The following is a 17814-nucleotide window of genomic DNA, read 5'->3' on the forward strand; positions in this document are numbered from 1 at the left end:
GCCGCGCCCGGAGTGAGCACAGGCCCCGTCACGGGCCGGGGCGGGCGCCGTCCCCGCGTCCTGCACGTGGTCCAGCGCTTCTTCCCCGAGATGGGCGGGCTGGAGACCCACGTCGCCGAGGTCGCGTCGCGGCTCGCGGCCACGGGGGAGTTCGACCTCACCGTCCTGGCCACCGACCGCAGCGGTGCCCTGCCGCGCACCGAGACTGTCGCGGGGCTCGCGGTGCAGCGCCGCCGCTCGTGGCCGCGCGAGGGCGACCTCTACCTCTCCCCGGCGCTGCCCGCCGTCATCGCGCGCGGGGACTGGGACCTCGTCCACGTCCAGGGCGTCAACACCCTCGCCCCGCCGCTGGCCATGCTGGGCGCCGTCGCCTCCCGCACCCCGTTCGTGCTCACCTTCCACAGCGGGGGGCACTCCTCGGCGACGCGGACGGCGATGCGCGACACCCAGTACCGGGTGCTGGCGCCGCTGCTGCGCCGGGCGCGGCGCCTCATCGCGGTCAGCCGCTTCGAGCGCTCGGCGTTCGCGGCGCTCACGGGCCTGCCCGAGGACCGCTTCAGCGTCATCCCGAACGGCGGTGCCCTGCCTCCCTCGCCGACGGGGGAAGCGCCCGTGCCGGGCCGCATCGTCTCCAGCGGCCGGCTGGAGCGCTACAAGGGCCACCACCGCGTGGTCGAGGCCCTGCCGCTGGTCCGCGAGCGGGTGCCGGGCGCCACGGTCGTCGTGCTCGGCGCCGGGCCCTTCGAGGCCGAGCTGCGCGAGCGCGCCCGGCGGCTCGGCGTCGCGGACGCGGTGGCGATCCGCTCGCTGCCCCCGGCCGACCGCGCCGCCATGGCGGGGGAGCTCTCCGCCGCGAGCGTCATGGCCGCGATGTCCGACTACGAGGCTCACCCCGTGGGCGTCATGGAGGCCGTCACGCTCGGACTGCCCGTCGTGGGCGCCGACGTCGCCGGCATCGGCGACCTCGTCGAGGACGGGCTCGTGCGTGGCGTGCCGCTCGAGAGCTCGCCGCGGGTCCTCGCCGACGCCCTCGTCGAGGAGCTGCAGGCCGTCGCCGCCCGGGGCGGGGCCCCGCACCGGCCGCGGGCGCTGGACCTGCCGAGCTGGGAGACCAGCGCGGCGGCGACCGCCGAGGTCTACCGCACGGCGCTGCGGACGGTCCGCCGGTGAGCACCGCCCGCGGCTCCTCGCCGTCCGCCGCGCCCGGCACCACCGGCCGCCCCCTGCGGGTCGTCCACGTCATCACCACGCTGACGACGGGCGGCGCGGAGCGGCAGCTGGAGATGCTGGTGCAGCGCAGCACGTCCGAGACCGCGACCGTCGCCCTCTACGAGGCCGGTCCCGTCGGGGACGCCATGGTGACCCGCGGGGACCGCGTGCGGGTCCTCGGCATGGACGGCTGGCGCAAGCCCCTCGCCGTGCTGCGCCTCGCGCGGCTGCTGCGCGCCTGGGCCCCCGACGTCGTCCACGTGCACCTGCTCGCGGCGCAGCTGTGGGGCATCCCGGCGGCCCGGCTCGCGGGGGTGCCCGTCGTGGTCTCCAGCGAGCACTCCCTCATGGCCGACACCGTCGAGGGCCGCCCGCACGCCTGGTGGCTGCGCGGGCTGTACCGGGGGCTGGAGCGCCTCGCGACGCACACCGTCGCGGTGTCCGCGACGACGGCCGAGCGGCTCGAGGGCTGGGGCGTCGCGCCGGCGCGGATCACGGTGGTGGACAACGGCGTCGACGTCGAGGCGCTCGCGCCGCGACCGGCGGACCGGGCGGCCGTGCGCGCCGAGCTGTCGGTCGCGGACGGCGACGTGGCGCTCGCGGTCGTGGGCCGCCTGGACCCCGTCAAGCGGGTCGACGAGGTCCTGCGCGCGTGCGCGCCCCGCCTGCTCGCGGGCGGGCACGTCCTGCTCGTCGCGGGCGCCGGCGACCTGCTGGGCGAGCTGCAGGCCCTCGCCGCCGACCTCGGCGTCGCCGGGGCCGTGCGCTGGCTCGGCCCGCGCGGTGACGTGCCCCGGGTGCTCGCGGCGGCCGACGTCGTCGTCAGCGCCTCGCGCGACGAGACGTTCGGCATGGCCGTCGTCGAGGCCGTGGCCGCCGGCCTGCCCGTGGTGTTCGTGGAGTGCCCCGCCCTGACGGAGCTGCCCACCGTCCCGGAGGGGGCGGTGCCGGCGGCCCCGGGGGCCGAGGGGCTGCGGGCGGGCCTGGCGGAGCTCGAGCGCCGCGGGCTGCACCGCCGGCCCGTGCCCGCGGAGCTCACCGCCCGCTACGGGGCGGCCGCCGCCGCGGCGTCCGTGGACGCCCTGCACCGCCGGCTGCTGGCGGCCCGCCGCCCGTGAGGCGGTCCCCGCCCGACCGGCGGGACCGGCCCGGCCGGGAGGCGGGAGCGGTGGAAGGCTCAAGGGACCGCCCCGGACGGTCGAGGGCTACCCATGCCCGTCGCGCGCGCCACCGGAAGGACCCTCCTGCGGGCGGGGCGCCTGCTCACCGCCGCGCTGGTCGCGCTGGTCGTCGCCGCGGGCCTCACCGCGGGCGCGCCCCGCGCCGAGGCCGCGACCCCGCCGCCCGCGTCGAGCTTCGTGCAGCGCAGCGGCTCCGGCCTCACCCTGGCCGGGGCCCCGTTCCGCTTCTCGGGCACCAACGTCTACTGGCTGGGCCTGGACGACAACGTCCGCGATGCCGCGGGCGCCCCGACCTACCCGACGAGGTTCCGGGTCGACGACGCCTTCCGCGCCGCCCAGGCCGCGGGCGGCACCGTCGTGCGCACCTGGGGCGGGCTCGTCGGCTGCGGGCGCTGCATCGAGCCGACGCGGGGGACGTTCCAGGACAGCGCCTTCGCCTCCCTCGACTACGCCGTCGCGACGGCCGCGCGCTACCGCCAGCGCCTCGTCGTGACCCTCGTGGACAACTGGGACTACTACCACGGCAGCAAGAACACGTTCACGGGCTGGCGCGGCCTGGGGGAGTCGGCGTTCTTCTCCGACCCGGGAGTCATCGCCGACTACCAGGCCTACATCACCCACGTCGTCGAGCACGTGAACCCCTACACGGGCCTGCGCTACGCCGACGACCCCACCATCATGGGCTGGGAGACCGGCAACGAGATGTGGTGCCAGACCTGCGCGGGCAACCACTGGGACGGCTCGTGGACGCGGGCGGTCGCCGACCACCTCGACCGCGTCGCCCCGAAGCAGCTCGTGGTCGACGGCCACGGCACCGACCCGTCCTGCCGGACGGGGTGCCTGCACGAACCCAGCCTCGACATCGCCTCGGTGGACGTCGTCGACGACCACTTCTACCCGATGCAGCTGGACCGGGTCCGCTCCTCGGCGGCCACGGCCGCGCGCCACGGCAAGGCCTACCTCGTCGGGGAGTACGCGTGGAACGGGGCGCGGGGCGGGGAACCCCTGGCCACGTTCCTGGACGCCGTGCGCACCAGCGGTGCCGCGGGCGCGCTGACCTGGTCGGTGGTGGCGCACCACGACACCGCGGGGTTCGTGGACCACGACGACGGCTACCAGTACTTCTTCCCGGGCCGCACCGCCGACGAGCGGGCCCGCACGGGCACGCTGCAGGCCTTCGCCCGCGCCGTGGGGGCGCCGGAACCGCCGCGGTGGGCGATCCCGCCCACGCCGTGCGGAGTCACCGTCACGCGCACCGCGTCGGGCCAGGCCCTCAGCTGGCGCGGTGCGAGCCCCGCCGTGGTCTACGTCGTGCAGCGCCTGGACCGGACCACGCCCGGGGCGACCTGGCAGACGCTGACGTGGGAGGCGACCGACCAGCGCGTCGCGAACGGGCCCCTGTGGACGGACAGCTCGGCGGCCGCGCGCTCGATCGGCGTCGCGGCCTACCGCGTCGCCGGGCTGTCCGCGAGCCGCGTGCTCGGGGGTTTCTCCGCGAGCGCGGACACGGGTACCCGGACGGCCTGCGCCGCCTGAGGTCCCGGGGCCGCGTCGCGGCCGGTGGTCGCGGGGGGGCTCAACCGGCGACCGCGCGAGGGCCGGCGACCGCCCTCACAGGCCGGCCGCCGCGCGGTGCAGGACACCGAACGCCGGGTCCCCCGTGGAGCGGACGAGGTCGTAGCCGTCGGTGCCGGTCGAGCTGTAGTGCCAGAGCAGGTAGCCGGCGGCACCGGCCGTCAGGGCCGCGGAGACCTTCGCCTGCAGCAGGTCCGCCCGCCGCTGCCGGCCGGCGGCGTCGGTCGCCGTGATGCCGGCCTCGCCCACCACCAGGGGTTTGCCGATCTCGCGCGCGATGGCAAAAGAGCACGCGACGGGGGCGGACGTGCTGGTGCACTCCGCGGAACCGGGGTCCGGAAGGGTCGTGCCGTCGGCACCCGGAAGCGCCTCGGTGTCCGAGCCGTAGCGCGCCCAGTCGTGCACCTCGACGAAGTCCAGACCCTGCTGGTTGTAGACCTCGCGGAAGTCGGCCCCGCTGCCGCCGGGTGCGCCGTTGCCCTGCGTCCCCAGCGTCACGAGGTGGTTCGGATCGGCGGCGTGCACGACGGCCGACAGGTCTCCCGCGAAGCTCACGAGGACCGAGCGTCCCCGGCTGTCGCGCTCGGACGTCTCGGCCTCGTTGACCAGCATCCAGCCGAGGATCGTCGGCTCGTCGCGGTAGTGCGTGGCGATGGCGCGCGCGTAGTCGCGCAGGGACGACCGGGCGTCGCCGTAGGGGCGGCGGTAGCCCTCGGAGTAGTACCGCCCGCCGTCCGCCTGGGCGAGGGAGGTCCCCGGCTCGCCCGTGCTGCAGTCGCCCGGGCCGTCCTCGAGCACCGGGAGCAGCCGCACACCGGCGCGCCGTGCCGCCTCGACCACGCGGTCGACCGCGCTGAAGTCCCGGCCGGAGTCCGTGTAGGTCTGGTAGGCCCAGAACCGCACGACCGTGACGCCGGCGTCCTCGCGCAGCCACCGGAACTGCTCCTCCAGGTCGTCCGCGGGGATCCGCGACGCCGGACGGCAGGAGTAGCGGTCGCTGGCCGCGGCGTCGTAGAGGTTCACCCCGACGAAGCGGAAGGGGCTGCCGTCCACCACGAGCTGCCGGCCCTCGCGCGTCACGAAGCCGTCCGCCTCGTCCGCGGAGCACGCGACGAGCGTCGTGGCGGTCAGCAGGGCGGCGACGACCGCGCCGAGCAGGGTCCTCCAGCGGGTGCGCATCACGCGGGGGGCGGCGCGTGCAGCACCGCGGCCATCCGGTCGACGACGGCGCTCCAGCTGAACTCGGTCGTCGCGCGGCGGGCGGCCGCGTCGGCCATGGCGAGCGCGGCGTCGGGGGAGCGCAGCAGCCGCGCCAGCGCCGCGGCCAGGGCGCCCGGGTCCCGCGCCGGGACGACGGTCCCCTCGCGGCCGTCGCGCAGCACGTCGGGGATGCCGCACGACGCCGTCGTCACGACGGGCACGCCGTGGGCCATGGCCTCCAGCAGCACCAGGGGCAGCGGGTCGAAGACCGTCGGCAGCACGAACACGTCGGCGTCCGCGTAGAGCTCGGCGATGCGATCCCGGTCGTGCACGCGCCCGAGCACCTCGACCCCGGGCTGCGGGGGCACGTCGGGACGGGTGCCGACCAGCCGCAGCCGTGCGCCGGGGAACTCCCGGCGCAGCTCGGCGAAGGCCCGCAGCAGGTCCGGGCCACCCTTGCGGGCGAAGTCGTTGCCGATGAACAGCAGGGACGGGCCGTCCGCGCACCACCCGGCACGGCGCCGCGCGGTGGAGGAGGGCAGGAGGCCGCCGTTGATGCCGGCCCCGACGACCGTGACCGCGAAGGGGTCGACGCCGTAGTCCTCGACCAGCGAACGCCGCGTCGCGCGGCTGAAGGCGAACACGTGCGCGGCCGCGCGGTAGGCCCGCTCCTCCCGCGCGTACCAGCGCCTGAGCGCTCTGCCCCGCAGCGGGTTCCAGGCCGGCCAGTGCTCCGCGGACTGGCGGTGGGTGCAGTCGACGTACAGGTACGTCGCGGCGTCGGGCACCTCGAACAGGGCGTGCACCTGGAACACCGGGGCGTGCGGGTCGCCCACCCGGAACCGTTCCCGGGCCGCGCGCACGGTGCGCAGGCGGTACCCCAGGCCGCTCTTGAAGAACTGCTCCGCCCACCGCACGCGCGAGGGGCGGAACGTCGTCAGCGCCACGGCCGCCCGCTGCCACGCCGTGAGGTCGCACGCGATGCGGCCCGCGACGGGGAACCGGCGCTCGAGCTCCTCGAACAGGTACGGCGTCAGCGCGTCGCCCCGCGAGGCGAGCAGCAGGCCGGTCGTGGTGCGCCGCCGCGGGACGGCGGTGCCGGGCGCCGGACCCGCGGGGGCCCTCGCGGGACCCGCCGGCGCGCGGGGGGAGTGCAGGACCATGGCGGTTCCCGTCAGACGGAGGGGCGGGACAGCGAGGGGTCCTGGTGACCGGCGTCCGCGACAGAGCGGGGGTCCCGCTGCGGGGAGGCGTCGTTCAGCGCGGTGAGGTCGAGCACCACCGGGGTCCCGGCGGCCCGGGACACCTCGCCGGCCCCGGGGACCCCGAGGCCCGAGAACACCCCGAGGTAGGCGTCGACGGAGTTCGACCAGGAGTGCGGGTCGGCGTAGCGGTGGCCCCTCAGCGACAGCAGCTGCCGCAGCGCCACGGCCAGCGCCGCCGGGTCGGCGGGGGGTACGGCCAGGGCGCCGTCGTACTCCGCGGCCGCTTCGACGAGCCCGCCGACCGACGTCACGACCGTGGGCAGGCCCGCGCTCATCGCCATGTGCAGCGGACCGGAGGCCGAGGACCGGCGGTAAGGCAGGACCAGGGCCTCCGCCCGGGCGAAGTGCTCGCGCACCTCGGCGTCGCTGACGTAGCGGTTCACGACGTCGATGAGGTCGGCGTGGGGGCTGGCGGCGGCGGCGTCCAGGGGGTGCGTCCAGCCCTCCCAGGTCTCCCCGACGATGCTCAGCCGAAACTGCTCGGCCACCTCGCGGGGCAGCGCGGAGAACGCCTCGACCAGGTCCTCGAGGCCCTTGTAGGGCCGGATCGTGCCGAAGAACAGCAGCCGCATCGGAGCCATCGCGTCCGGGTCGCCGGGGACGTCCCCGGTCGGCCGGTCACCGGTCGGCCGGTCCTCGGCGGAGGTCCGCCGGTGCGGCAGGAGGACGGTGGTGGGAACCGCGTCGCCGTCGACGACGTGGTCGTAGGGGCCGTGCGGGATCGTCGTGACCGTCGCGGGGTCGAGGCCGTAGACGTCCTGCAGCGCAGCCGCGTCGAAGGCGGAGTGCACGACGTGCGCGTCGACGCGGCGCAGCAGGGCCCGCATCGCGAGCCGGACGTAGCGCACCACGCCGGGGACGCGGGCCTCGCCCGTGTCCTGGACCTCGTGCCACTCCACGACGACCTTCGCGCCGCGGCGCCGCGCGAGGGTCGCGATCAGCAGGTAGGAGTGCAGCACCGCGCCGGTCCACCACTGCAGCACGACGACGTCGGGTCGCTGCTCGGCGAGGAACGCCGCGGCCGCGGGGGCCGTGCGCCCCCAGTACCAGTCGACGCCGTCGAGGACCTCGACGCCCGGGGCGTACTGCAGGTCGTTCACGACGGTCCCCACGCGCTCGCGCCCCGGATACAGGGCGCGCGGCACGAGGCGGCGCATGAGCAGCGCACTCGTCGGCGTGACGGCCGCGAACGCGTTCGTCAGGCGGCAGGTGTAGTAGCTGATCCCCGAGGTGAAGCGCCACCCGGAACCCACGACCAGGACGCGGGGAACCCGCCCTGCTGCCTCCGCCGTCACGCGCTCTCCCGCGCGTTCTCTCGGGTGCCGGAGTCCAGGCGGAGTTCGAGGGCCCGCAGGTCGATGACCGTGTCCGTCTCCGGGACCGGCGTCAGGTTCTCGTCGACGGCCGCCTGACGCTGTGCGGCGACCTGCGGGGACGGGGCGTGGGCGACGCTGCGGGCCTCGGCGGCGGGCGCGGAGGTGTGCGTGCGGCCGTCTCGCCAGCGCTCGCTCAGGATCGTCTTCAGCACGCGCAGGCCGTCGCGGACGGCGTGCAGGTTGCTCTCGCCGTGGAGGCGCTGGAGCTCCACGCTGGGCACCTCGTGGATCTGCAGGTCCGCCGCGGCCACCCGGCAGTTGATGAGGGTCTCGATCTCGAAGCCGTCGCCCCACTGCGCCGTGGTCAGCCGCGAGGACGGGATGCTGAGGTGCTGCAGCACGTCTCGCCAGAAGGCGTTGTAGCCGTAGCAGAGGTCGGTGTACCGGGTGCGGAACAGCAGGTTCGTGACGAGGGTCAGCATCCGGTTGCCGGCGTCGCGGACGAGGGTGATGTCCTCGCTCCCGCCGGCCGCCAGCACGCGGCTGCCCTTGGCGAAGTCGGCGCCGGCGACCAGCGCGGCCACGAAGTCGCCGATCTCGCGGGGGTCGGCGGAGCCGTCGGCGTCGAACATGACGACGATGTCGCCCGTGGCCGCCTCGAAACCCACGGCGAGGGCGTTCCCCTTCCCCTTGCGCGTCTGCTGCAGGAAGGTCGCGCTCGGCAGGACCCGCGCCACGACCTCGGCGGTGTCGTCGGTGGAGTGCCCGTCGACGACGATCACCTCGTGGACGGGTGGCAGCTGCGGCAGGACCACCTCGAGGTTCCTGGCCTCGTTGCGGGCCGGGACGATGATGGTGACCTTCGGGGTCGTCGCGTCGCGAAGCTGGGTCGTCATGGTGCTGAACCTCCGGCGGATGGGCGGTGATGTCGGGTGCCCGCGTCGTCGAGGGGCGCGCAGTCGGCGACCGTCGCGGTTCCGGGACGAGGGGCGACCACGGATGCCCTTCGGCGCGGTGCGCCGACCGGATGGGCCGTTCAGGCGACAAAATCGCTGTGTAGAGGACATGTCACTCGCTGTCGATAAAATGCCGGTCTCGTCGCGGCGACGGCGTCCTCACCTCCGGGCGTGGGACCTGCGCGGTCGGGGTTCCCGAGGAACTCCGTCCGGGATCCCCACCCGGGCCGGGAGGACGGTGCGTGCGGCGGAGGCGTTGTGGCGCAACCGGTCGGAGTCGAGGCCCGGGTGAGGTCCTGCGGCCGTCGCGTGGGCCGTCGACACCCCGGCACCGGCGGGGCGAGTGCGCGGGTGCGGGAAGTGGGTCACACTGACGACCGCGCCGCGGTGCGGAGTCGCGAGTTCGGCACCCGCCGACCCTCCCTCCGGGAACCCACCCGCCGGCCGTCGTCGTCCCCGGTGCCGTGCGGTGCCGCGTGGGCACGCTCGAGGGAGAACCAACCGTGGAACCGATCTCCGACCCGCGCGGTCTGCGCCGCGCCGGCCGTCCTGCGTCGCTCGCCGCCGCCGTCCTGGCCGCGGTCCTGCTCGTCCTGCTCACGGCCACCGGGGCGCGCGCCGCCACCGTGCCCGGTGACGCGTGGGTGCGCGCCGGGCACCTCGTCCCCGGGCTGCAGGCGATGGACGTCACCGCCACGCCCGCCGGCGGGGGCGCCACCGTCGAGCTGGCCCTCGGGGCCGGGTACGGCGACGTCGCCCCGTACCAGCGCCTCGCGCCGGGCACCTACACGGCCGAGGTGCGCCCCGCCGGCGCCGCCCGCACGAGCGCGCCCGTGCTCTCGAGCACCTTCACCGCCGACGCCGGCAAGGCGTACACGCTGGCCGGTCTGGGGTCGCTGCAGGCGCCGCGCCTGGCCACGCTGCAGGACGACCTCACCCCGCCCGCCGCCGGTCAGGTCCGCGTCCGGGTGCTGCCCGCGGCCTCGGCCGCCCCGGCCGTCACGGTGACGGCCCGCAACGGGCCGGTGATCGCCGACGGCGCCGCCTTCGGCCAGCCCACGGCCTACGCCTCGGTCCCCGCCGGGCAGTGGGTCCTGGAGACCGCCGCCGCCGGGCTGCCCGCGGCCACCGCGACGGTCGACCTCGCGGCCGGCGGCGTCTACACGCTCGTCGTCGTCGACGCCGACGGGGCGCTGGGCGTCCGCGCGGTCACCGACGCGGCGGGGGCTGCGGCCATGCCGGTCGGCGGCGCGCAGACCGGTGGCGGCGGTACGGCCGCCGCGGCGGCCTCCGCCCCGCGGCCCGACTCCGTCCCCGTCCTCACCGGCGCCGCCGTGCTGCTCCTCGCGGCCGTCCTGGTGCGGCGACGGGTGCGCGGCCGGACCGCGTGAGGCTCCCGCGCGCCGCGGCGCTGACCGCCGCGGCGCTGCTGCTCACGGGGTGCGCGGCCGCGGGCGGGACGGCCTCCGACGGACCGTCGGGGCCCTCCCCCTCCCCGCCCGCGGCCACCGCCTCGTCGGCGGCCCCGGCGTCACCGGACACCACCCCGGCCGGTGGTGCCTCCGCGCCGGCAGACCCCGGCCCCGGCGGGGGCTCGGTCCCCGTGCCCGCGGGGGGCCCGCGCCCGGTGGACCCCGCAGCCGTCCCCGTGCGCCTGCAGGTCCCGGCCGCCGGCATCGACGTCCCGCTGATCGACCTGGGCGTGGCCGCGGACGGCACGCTGCAGGTCCCGGTGGACTACCAGCAGGTCGGTTGGTTCGACGGCGGCCCGCCGCCCGGCGACGTCGGCCCCGCCGTCATCGCTGGGCACGTGGACTCCCGCAGCGGACCCGCGCCCTTCTTCCGGCTGCGCGACCTCGCGCCCGGCGACGAGGTCACGGTCACGCGGACCGACGGCCGGCTCGTGGTCCTCCACGTCGACGGCGTGGAGCAGTACGCCAAGGACGCCTTCCCGACCGCGACCGTGTACGGCCCGGTGCCCGGGCCCGCGCTGCGCCTCGTGACCTGCGGCGGCAGCTTCGACCGCTCGTCGGGGCACTACCGCGACAACGTGGTCGTCTACGCGTCCTGACCGCACCGCCTCAGCGGTCGTCACCCGGACGCCGCGTCGTCCGGGTCGGGTGGTGGTCCTCACGACGAGGCGTCGGCCTCGTCGCTCGCTCCTGCGCGCCCGACGTGTCCCGGCTCTCGCCGGCGTCGGGGCTCAGCCCTGCGTCCCCGCCGCGACCGTTCCTGCCGCGGGGGCGCTGATCCGGCTCGCTGCCCGAGCGAGCAGACCTCGGCCTCGTTCCACGGCCTGTCGACCTGCCACAGCGGTCATCCCCCACCGCGAGGTCGTCATCTGGAGGGTCAGCAGGTCGACGACGCCGTCCTCGTCCCAGAAGAGCTTGTACGGCTCCGTCCCCGGCCCGAGGCTGTACTCGAGGCCGTGGTCGAAGGCCCACCTCACCGAGCAGTCGTTCAGCTGGACCCCGGGCGAGAACTTGTCGTACTCGGGATCGAACGCGGCGATGACCCCCTCCAGCACTCCTCCGCTGAGGATGCAGATGGCCGTCGCCAGGGTCCTCTCGTCGAGGACCAGCCGCATCACCAGGGTCTCCTGGTTCCCGGTCGTCGTCGCCGACTGGCGCACCAGGAAGTCCTGGTAGGCGCTGGAGTGCAGCCACGACCCGTCCTTCCCCGTGCGCCGGGACCAGGCCCGCTTGTTCTCCAGGGTCCACTGGACGAGGTCCGCGGCCCGGGGATCGCCGCCACGGACGACCTCGAAGCTCACGGTTCCCCGTGCAGCGAGCCGCCGTCGGCCCTTCGCGCGCCTGCTGCGGCCGCTGGCGCTCAGCGACTCGTAGTAGGAGTCCCAGTCGCTCGCGCCCCCGAAGTCGACGTGCACGGCGGCGTCCGGCTCGAGCGCCGTCCGGTAGGTCCTGGCGCCCACCAGCTCTTCCCGGGCAGGGCCGGGGAGGAGCATGGGCAGCGTCACGAGGTCCGCCCCCGACCGCTTCCTCAGCACGTCCCAGGCGCTGCGGATCCACCTGCGCTGATCGATGCCGTCGTCCGTCATCACCCGGTGGAGTTCCGTGCCGCTCGCGCCGAGCGCCTGGCCCACGGTCCACGCAGCCCTGCGGGAGAGGGTCAGGGGCCACGCCGCCACCATGGTGTCGTCCTGCCAGCCGACCAGGCAGAACAACCGGTGCCCCTGCGGTTCTGCCACGGCGCGCCACGCGTTCAGGCAGTAGTCGAAGCTCTCGGAGGCCCCGGCCCCGCTGCTCCTCGACCACAGGGACTCCCAGTCCGCCTGCAGGGCCTCGAACCGTCGACCGTCCGTCACGACCTCGATGCGTCGCGGATCGTGGTTCGTGCTGCCTCCCAAGCCCATGCTGACGACGGTAACGGGCCGCCTGCCGCTGTCGGCCGGGAGAACGCCGAGCATCGCTGGTTCGGCGTAGGGCCGATCACCCCCGCTCCGAGGGGATCTCCACCGTTCGCGTCGAGGAACTCCCGGACCCTGCTGCGGGACCGGCGCTACCGGGCGACCGCGGCGACCACGGCGTCGAGCAGGTGCACCAGGTCGGCGGGGGAGAGCTCCACCTGCAGCCCCCGGCGCCCGCCGCTGACGAGCACGGTGGGCCAGGCGAGCGCCGAATCGTCGACGACCGTGGGCAGCGCCGTCCGCTGCCCCAGCGGGCTGATGCCGCCCAGCACGTACCCGCTGGAGCGCTGCGCCCGGGCCGGGTCGGCCATCGCGGCGCGCTTGCCGCCCACGGCGGCGGCCAGCGCCTTGAGGTCCAGCGAGGTCGCCACCGGGACCACGGCGACGACGAGGCGGCCGTCGACGTCGGCGAGCAGCGTCTTCAGCACCCGCTCGGGCGTGACGTCGACGCCCGCCTGCTGCAGGGCCCGGACGGCCTCGTCGCCGAAGCGCGTCTCACCGTCGGTGTGCGCGTACGGGTGCGCGGTGTGGGGGACACCGGCCTCCTGCAGGACGCGCAGGGCCGGCGTGCCCGCCTCGGCCCCCGCGCGCCGCTTCGCCACGCCCGTCCCGCCCTAGTTCGGGCTGGGCGCTTCGCCCGGCACGTCGGAGGCGGGGACCGTGCCGAAGGTGGTGATGAGTCCCAGCTCCTGCTTGAGCAGGTCCAGCTCGGCCTTCAGGCGGCTGCGGGTGTCGGGCGCCTCGAGCAGCCGCTGCCGCTCCACGAGCGGGAGCACCGCGGCGGCCGCCACGAGGTAGGACAGCACCGACGGGTCGTCCGGCGCGGTGCTGCCACCGATGTCCAGCTGGTCGCGGTACTCGTCGAAGCGGCGGCTCACGCCCGCGGCGAGCACCTGGACCTCGGGGTCCTCGTCGTCCTCGTCGCCGTCCTCGCCGAACGGCTCGACGACGCCCGTCAGGTACGGGGTGCCGGCGCTCGCGTCGATGTCCAGGACGCGGAAGCGCGACGCCCCGACGGTGACGATCTCGAAGCCGCCGTCCTCCAGCTCCGTGACCTCGCGCAGCAGCGCGACGCAGCCCACGGCGTGCAGCGCGTGGACGTTGCCGTCCCCGACCTCGTGCCCCGCCTTGATGGCGACCACGCCGAAGCCGCGGGGTGCGTCCTCGCCCTGCGCGACGAGGTCGGCGACGAGGGCGCGGTAGCGCGGTTCGAAGATGTTCAGCGGCAGCACGAGGCCGGGGAACAGCACGCTGCCCAGGGGGAACAGCGGGAGGCTCTGCGTCACCCGGCTCACCCTAGGCTCTGGCCGCCGCCCCCCGGAGCACCTCCCGCGACGGCCCGCGTCCTAGGCTCCCCGCGTGGTGCGACTGCGGATCATCGACGCCTTCACCGACCGCCCGTTCGCGGGCAACCCCGCGGGCGTGGTGGTGCTCGACGAACCCGCCCCGGAGGCGTGGATGCACGACGTCGCGGCCGAGCTGAACCTCTCCGAGACGGCGTTCGCGGTGCGCGGGGAGGCCCCCGGCGCCTACGGGCTGCGCTGGTTCACCCCGCTCGTCGAGGTCGACCTCTGCGGTCACGCGACGCTGGCCACCGCGCACGCGCTGGCCGAGGACGGCGAGAGCGGGCCCTTCACCTTCGCCACCCGCAGCGGGGACCTGCGCGCCGACGTCGACGCCGACGGGGCCGTGCGCCTCGACTTCCCGGCGCAGCCGACGACCCCGGTGACGGGTCCGCTGGTGGACGTCCTGACCGCGGCGCTCGGCACGCCCGCCGTCGCCGTGGCCACCGACGGCGTGGACGTCCTCGTCGAGGTGGGCCACGAGGAGATCGTCCGGGCGCTGGTCCCCGACATCGGGGCGCTCGCGGCCGTCGAGGCGCGCGGTGTCGTCGTCACCGCGGCCACGACGCCGCGGCCCGGCCTCGACGACGCCTCCCTCGGCGCCCCCGACGTCGTGTCGCGCTGGTTCGGCCCCCGCGTCGGCGTGGCGGAGGACCCGGTCACGGGCAGTGCGCACTGCACGCTCGGCCCGTACTGGGCGCCGCGGCTGGGCCGGACGTCGTTCCTGGCGCACCAGGTGTCACCGCGCGGTGGCGTGCTGCGCGTCGAGGTCGTCGGCGACCGCGTGCACCTGCACGGACGGGCCGTGACGGTGGTGGACGGGGAGCTGCGCGCCCCCCGCACTCCCTAGACTCCACCCTCGTGACGACACCCCTCCTGCGCCGCATCGACCTGCGGGGACAGACCCTCGACCCGATCGCCCTGCGGGCCGTCGTGCCCCGCGCCGACGTCGACGTCGCGGCCGCCCTGGCGACCGTCGCCCCGATCTGCGAGGACGTCCGCCGCCGCGGCGTCCCCGCGCTGCTCGAGCTCACCGAGCGCTTCGACGGCGTCCGCACCACCGACGTCCGGGTCCCCGCGCAGGCGCTCGCGGACGCGCTGGCCGCGCTCGACCCGCACGTGCGGGCCGCGCTGGAGGAGAGCATCCGCCGCGCGCGGCTCGTGCACGCGGACCAGCGGCGCACCGACACCACGACGCGCCTCGCCCCGGGCGGCACGGTCACCGAGCGCTGGGTCCCGGTGAGCCGCGTCGGCCTCTACGTGCCGGGCGGGCGCGCGGTCTACCCCTCGAGCGTCGTCATGAACGTCGTGCCCGCGCAGGAGGCCGGTGTCGTCTCCATCGCCGTCACCAGCCCCGCGCAGAAGGAGTTCGGCGGCCTGCCGCACCCGACCATCCTCGCCGCGTGCGCGCTGCTCGGCGTCGACGAGGTCTACGCCGTCGGTGGCGCGCAGGCCATCGCGATGTTCGCCTACGGGGCCCGCGGAGCCGACGGCGAGCTCGTCGTCGCCCCCGTCGACGTCGTCACCGGCCCGGGCAACATCTACGTCGCCTCCGCCAAGCGCTACGTGCAGGGCGTCGTCGGCATCGACTCCGAGGCCGGGCCGACCGAGATCGCCGTCCTCGCCGACGACTCCGCCGACCCGGTCCACGTCGCGGCCGACCTCGTCAGCCAGGCCGAGCACGACCCGGTCGCCGCCGCCGTCCTCGTCACGACGTCCGCGGCGCTCGCCGACGCCGTGGACGAGCAGCTGGCCCTGCGGGTGCCCACGACCAAGCACGCCGAGCGCATCACCCAGGCCCTCGGGGGCCGGCAGTCCGCGATCGTCCTCGTCGACGACCTCGACGCCGGCCTGGCCGTCGTCGACGCCTACGCCGCGGAGCACCTCGAGGTGCAGACCGTCGACGCCCCCGCCGTCGCGGCCCGGGTCCGCAACGCGGGTGCGGTGTTCGTGGGTGCGCACTCGCCCGTCTCGCTGGGCGACTACTGCGCCGGCTCCAACCACGTCCTGCCCACGGGCGGCACGGCGACCCACTCCGCCGGCCTCAGCGTCCAGACGTTCCTGCGCGGCCTGCACGTCGTGACGTACGACGAGGCCGCCCTGCGCGAGGTGGCCCCGCACGTCGTGGCCCTCGCCGACTCTGAGGACCTGCCCGCGCACGGCGAGGCCGTCTCGGCGAGGTTCGCGTGACCGGCCCCGGCGACGACCGCCCCGACGACGGGCCCGGCGACCGACCCGGCGACGGGCCCGGCGACGAGCTGCCCGGCGACGACGTGCTGGGGGAGGGCTTCGACTTCGACGCCGAGTTCGCCAAGGAGTTCGGCCCGAAGGTGCCGATCCGCTCGGTCCTCGTCGTCCCCGTGGCGGACGCCGCGAAGCTCGCCGAGGTCTGCACGCTCGCCGAGCTCCACGCGTGGGTGGTGCCCGTGCGCGGCCTGGGGTGCGTCCTGGTCACCCAGGACCCGGCCACGGGCGAGGCCGACGCCGAGCGGCTCTCCGCGGTGCTGCGCGCCGCGGAACTGGTCCTGCTGACCGTCGGCGAGGAGTCCATCGAGGGGCAGACCTGGACCGGCGGCAAGCGCGGCGAGGACCCCAAGCCCGGTCTCCTGCTGTCGGTGTGGCCGGACGTCGTCCAGCAGCTCGTCCTGGGCCGCCTCGACCCGGCGGAGGCCGAGCAGGCCGCCAACGGGGGCGAGGGCAGCCGCATCGGCGCGTTCTGGAAGCTGTTCCGCGGCAAGGGCGGGGCCGGCGAACCGGGGGAACCCCGCCCCTGACCGCGGCTGCCGCGCGTCACCGCCTGGGCTGAACGGGGCGTTCGGCGCACCCGCACGGGTGGCGGCGCTGCTCAGCGTGGTGGGAACGGCGCAGAAGGCTCCTAACCTCGGGGGAGCCGATCACCTCGGCGACCCCGAACGCCGGAGGACCCGTTGCCGCTCGTCGTCAGGACCGTCCCGGACCACGCCCGGGAGGGGCTGCGCCGCACGCGCGCCCTCCTGCGGTCCGTCCGGGGTCCGGGACGCCGGCTGCTCGCCGTCGCGGTCTCGACCGCCGTCCTGCAGGCCCTCGTGGTCACCGGCCCGGCGTCGATCGCCTCGGCGGCGGGCGTCCTCGACGACGCCGCGTGCTCCCCCCGGTCCTCGATCACCGTCGACGCCCACACCGACGACGACCTGTTCTTCCAGAACCCCGACGTCCTGCGCGCCGTGGCCGTCGCGACGACAGGGGCGAGCTGCTACCGCGGCGTCTACGTCACGGCCGGCGACGCGGGCCGCGCCACGAGCACCGGGTACTGGCAGGCGCGCGAGCAGGGCGTGCAGGCCGCCTACGCCACGATGGCCGGGGTGGCCGACGAGTGGACGGCGACGACGCGCACCTTCGCCGGGAAGCCCGTGGTCGTCGCCACCCTGCGCGACGCCCCGACCGTCTCGCTCGCGTTCCTGCGCCTCCCGGACGGCAACGTGGACGGGTCGGGCTTCGGCACCACCCGCTACGCCAGCCTGCAGAAGCTCTACACCGGGTCGATCGCCACCATCAGCACGGTCGACAGCGGGGCCGGGGCGGGTGCGAGCTACACGCGGGCGCAGCTGTCGGCGACGCTCGGGGCGCTCGTCCTGGCCCAGCGCGCGAGCCACGTGCGGACCCTCGACTTCACCGGGACGTTCGGCGACGGGGACCACAGCGACCACCACGCCGTGGGCTACCTCGTGCGCGACGAGGTGCGGGCGGTCGCCCCGGGCGCCACGCTGGCGGGCTACTCCGGTTACCCGGGCGCCGGTTCCCCGGTCAACGTCCCGACGACGAGCCCGGAGTTCACGGCCAAGGCCGCGGCCTTCGAGGCCTACGCGCCGTACGACGCCCTCCTCGAGTGCCGCACCGCGCAGGACTGCCTGACCGGGTCGAGGCGCGGCGACGAGGGGGCCTGGCTGCAGCGGCAGTACACCGTCGCGGGTTCCCAGCAGCCCGACCCGTCGACCGACCCGACCACGCTGCCCCCCACGACGACCCCGACCACGTCGCCGACGTCCCCTCCGGTGGGTTCGTCGGTGGACCTGGCGCGGTCGGCGTCGGTGGTGGCGTCGAGCGAGAACTCCGGGACGGGTCAGACGGCGGCGAAGGCGGTCGACGGTGTGGTGGACGGGTACCCGGGGGTGTCCTCGGCGGAGTGGGCGAGTGCGGGTGAGGGTGTGGGTGCGTCGTTGACGTTGTCGTGGCCGGCTGCGGTGTCGTTGTCGCGCGTGGTGCTGTTCGACCGGCCGAACCTCGATGACCGGGTGACGTCGGGGACGTTGACGTTCTCGGACGGGTCGTCGGTGGCGGTGGGTGCGTTGGGGGACGACGGGTC

Annotated in this window: 16 protein-coding genes; 9 read left to right on the forward strand and 7 right to left on the reverse strand. The window is 75.9% G+C overall.

The features are described 5' to 3' along the window. Positions 1 to 12: 12 nt before the first annotated feature. The 3 genes from F1544_RS17515 to F1544_RS17525 all read left to right on the forward strand — a co-directional run bounded on the left by F1544_RS17515 (position 13) and on the right by F1544_RS17525 (position 3926). Positions 13 to 1170: a glycosyltransferase family 4 protein gene (locus tag F1544_RS17515; RefSeq protein WP_167587418.1), complete on the forward strand. Its 1158-nt coding sequence runs from the start codon at positions 13 to 15 to the stop codon at positions 1168 to 1170. Next, a complete protein-coding gene (locus F1544_RS17520; RefSeq protein WP_167587419.1) occupies positions 1167 to 2327 on the forward strand; it encodes a glycosyltransferase in 1161 nt (386 codons plus the stop codon). The genes F1544_RS17515 and F1544_RS17520 overlap by 4 nt, the downstream gene beginning before the upstream one ends. Before the next feature lie 93 nt (positions 2328 to 2420). Further along, on the forward strand, positions 2421 to 3926 hold the full coding sequence (locus F1544_RS17525) for a glycoside hydrolase 5 family protein (RefSeq protein ID WP_167587420.1): 1506 nt from the start codon (positions 2421 to 2423) through the stop codon (positions 3924 to 3926). Between the two features lie 75 nt (positions 3927 to 4001). On the opposite strand, the gene F1544_RS17530 is transcribed toward F1544_RS17525, so the two are convergent. The 4 genes from F1544_RS17530 to F1544_RS17545 are packed head-to-tail and all read right to left on the reverse strand — an operon-like array spanning position 4002 to position 8642. After that, positions 4002 to 5144 carry a cellulase family glycosylhydrolase gene (locus F1544_RS17530; RefSeq protein ID WP_244308993.1) on the reverse strand — a complete coding sequence of 381 codons (1143 nt, stop codon included), beginning with the start codon at positions 5142 to 5144 and terminating at the stop codon, positions 4002 to 4004. Next, positions 5144 to 6328, reverse strand: coding sequence for a glycosyltransferase family 4 protein (locus F1544_RS17535; RefSeq protein ID WP_167587422.1), 1185 nt, complete (start codon positions 6326 to 6328; stop codon positions 5144 to 5146). Before F1544_RS17535 ends, F1544_RS17530 begins: the two co-directional genes overlap by 1 nt. Positions 6329 to 6339: 11 nt before the next feature. Then, entirely contained in the window at positions 6340 to 7725 is a 1386-nt protein-coding gene (locus tag F1544_RS17540; protein WP_167587423.1) for a glycosyltransferase, read from the reverse strand. Next, entirely contained in the window at positions 7722 to 8642 is a 921-nt protein-coding gene (locus tag F1544_RS17545) for a glycosyltransferase family 2 protein (RefSeq protein ID WP_167587424.1), read from the reverse strand. The genes F1544_RS17540 and F1544_RS17545 overlap by 4 nt, the downstream gene beginning before the upstream one ends. Positions 8643 to 9205: 563 nt before the next feature. Between F1544_RS17545 and F1544_RS17550 the strand changes: the two genes are divergently transcribed. Both F1544_RS17550 and F1544_RS25550 read left to right on the forward strand, forming a co-directional pair. Continuing rightward, complete coding sequence (locus tag F1544_RS17550) at positions 9206 to 10093, forward strand: DUF4397 domain-containing protein (RefSeq protein ID WP_167587425.1); 888 nt, start codon at positions 9206 to 9208, stop codon at positions 10091 to 10093. After that, entirely contained in the window at positions 10090 to 10773 is a 684-nt protein-coding gene (locus F1544_RS25550; protein WP_208972106.1) for a class F sortase, read from the forward strand. Before F1544_RS17550 ends, F1544_RS25550 begins: the two co-directional genes overlap by 4 nt. 132 nt (positions 10774 to 10905) lie before the next feature. Here F1544_RS25550 and F1544_RS17560 read toward each other — a convergent pair whose 3' ends face one another. The 3 genes from F1544_RS17560 to F1544_RS17570 form a co-directional block, all read right to left on the reverse strand. Next, positions 10906 to 12075 carry a GNAT family N-acetyltransferase gene (locus F1544_RS17560; protein WP_167587426.1) on the reverse strand — a complete coding sequence of 390 codons (1170 nt, stop codon included), beginning with the start codon at positions 12073 to 12075 and terminating at the stop codon, positions 10906 to 10908. 146 nt (positions 12076 to 12221) lie between these two features. Next, positions 12222 to 12731, reverse strand: coding sequence for a Cys-tRNA(Pro) deacylase (gene ybaK, locus F1544_RS17565; protein WP_167587427.1), 510 nt, complete (start codon positions 12729 to 12731; stop codon positions 12222 to 12224). A 12-nt stretch (positions 12732 to 12743) separates the two neighbouring features. Beyond that, on the reverse strand, positions 12744 to 13415 hold the full coding sequence (locus F1544_RS17570) for an LON peptidase substrate-binding domain-containing protein (protein ID WP_167587428.1): 672 nt from the start codon (positions 13413 to 13415) through the stop codon (positions 12744 to 12746). A 73-nt stretch (positions 13416 to 13488) separates the two neighbouring features. Between F1544_RS17570 and F1544_RS17575 the strand changes: the two genes are divergently transcribed. The 4 genes from F1544_RS17575 to F1544_RS17590 all read left to right on the forward strand — a co-directional run. Continuing rightward, entirely contained in the window at positions 13489 to 14322 is an 834-nt protein-coding gene (locus tag F1544_RS17575; protein ID WP_167587429.1) for a PhzF family phenazine biosynthesis protein, read from the forward strand. Positions 14323 to 14333: 11 nt separating this feature from the next. Beyond that, a complete protein-coding gene (hisD, locus tag F1544_RS17580; protein ID WP_167587430.1) occupies positions 14334 to 15662 on the forward strand; it encodes a histidinol dehydrogenase in 1329 nt (442 codons plus the stop codon). Then, the gene (locus F1544_RS17585; protein WP_167587431.1) at positions 15659 to 16246 is read left to right on the forward strand and encodes a hypothetical protein; all 588 of its coding nucleotides are present in this window, start codon (positions 15659 to 15661) and stop codon (positions 16244 to 16246) included. The genes hisD and F1544_RS17585 overlap by 4 nt, the downstream gene beginning before the upstream one ends. 153 nt (positions 16247 to 16399) lie before the next feature. Next, a partial coding sequence (locus tag F1544_RS17590; protein ID WP_208972107.1) for a DUF7402 domain-containing protein occupies positions 16400 to 17814 on the forward strand: 1415 nt, incomplete at its 3' end.

Origin of the sequence: Kineococcus rubinsiae (assembly GCF_011839805.1) — a bacterium.
Classification (GTDB): Bacteria; Actinomycetota; Actinomycetes; order Actinomycetales; family Kineococcaceae; genus Kineococcus; species Kineococcus rubinsiae.

Bases quoted from the DNA above. Each gene is read 5' to 3' on its own strand.
- F1544_RS17525 (WP_167587420.1), top strand. From the start codon at position 2,421: ATGCCCGTCGCGCGCGCCACCGGAAGGACCCTCCTGCGGGCGGGGCGC.
- F1544_RS17530 (WP_244308993.1), bottom strand. From the start codon at position 5,144: ATGCGCACCCGCTGGAGGACCCTGCTCGGCGCGGTCGTCGCCGCCCTG.
- F1544_RS17535 (WP_167587422.1), bottom strand. From the start codon at position 6,328: ATGGTCCTGCACTCCCCCCGCGCGCCGGCGGGTCCCGCGAGGGCCCCC.
- F1544_RS17545 (WP_167587424.1), bottom strand. From the start codon at position 8,642: ATGACGACCCAGCTTCGCGACGCGACGACCCCGAAGGTCACCATCATC.
- F1544_RS17560 (WP_167587426.1), bottom strand. From the start codon at position 12,075: ATGGGCTTGGGAGGCAGCACGAACCACGATCCGCGACGCATCGAGGTC.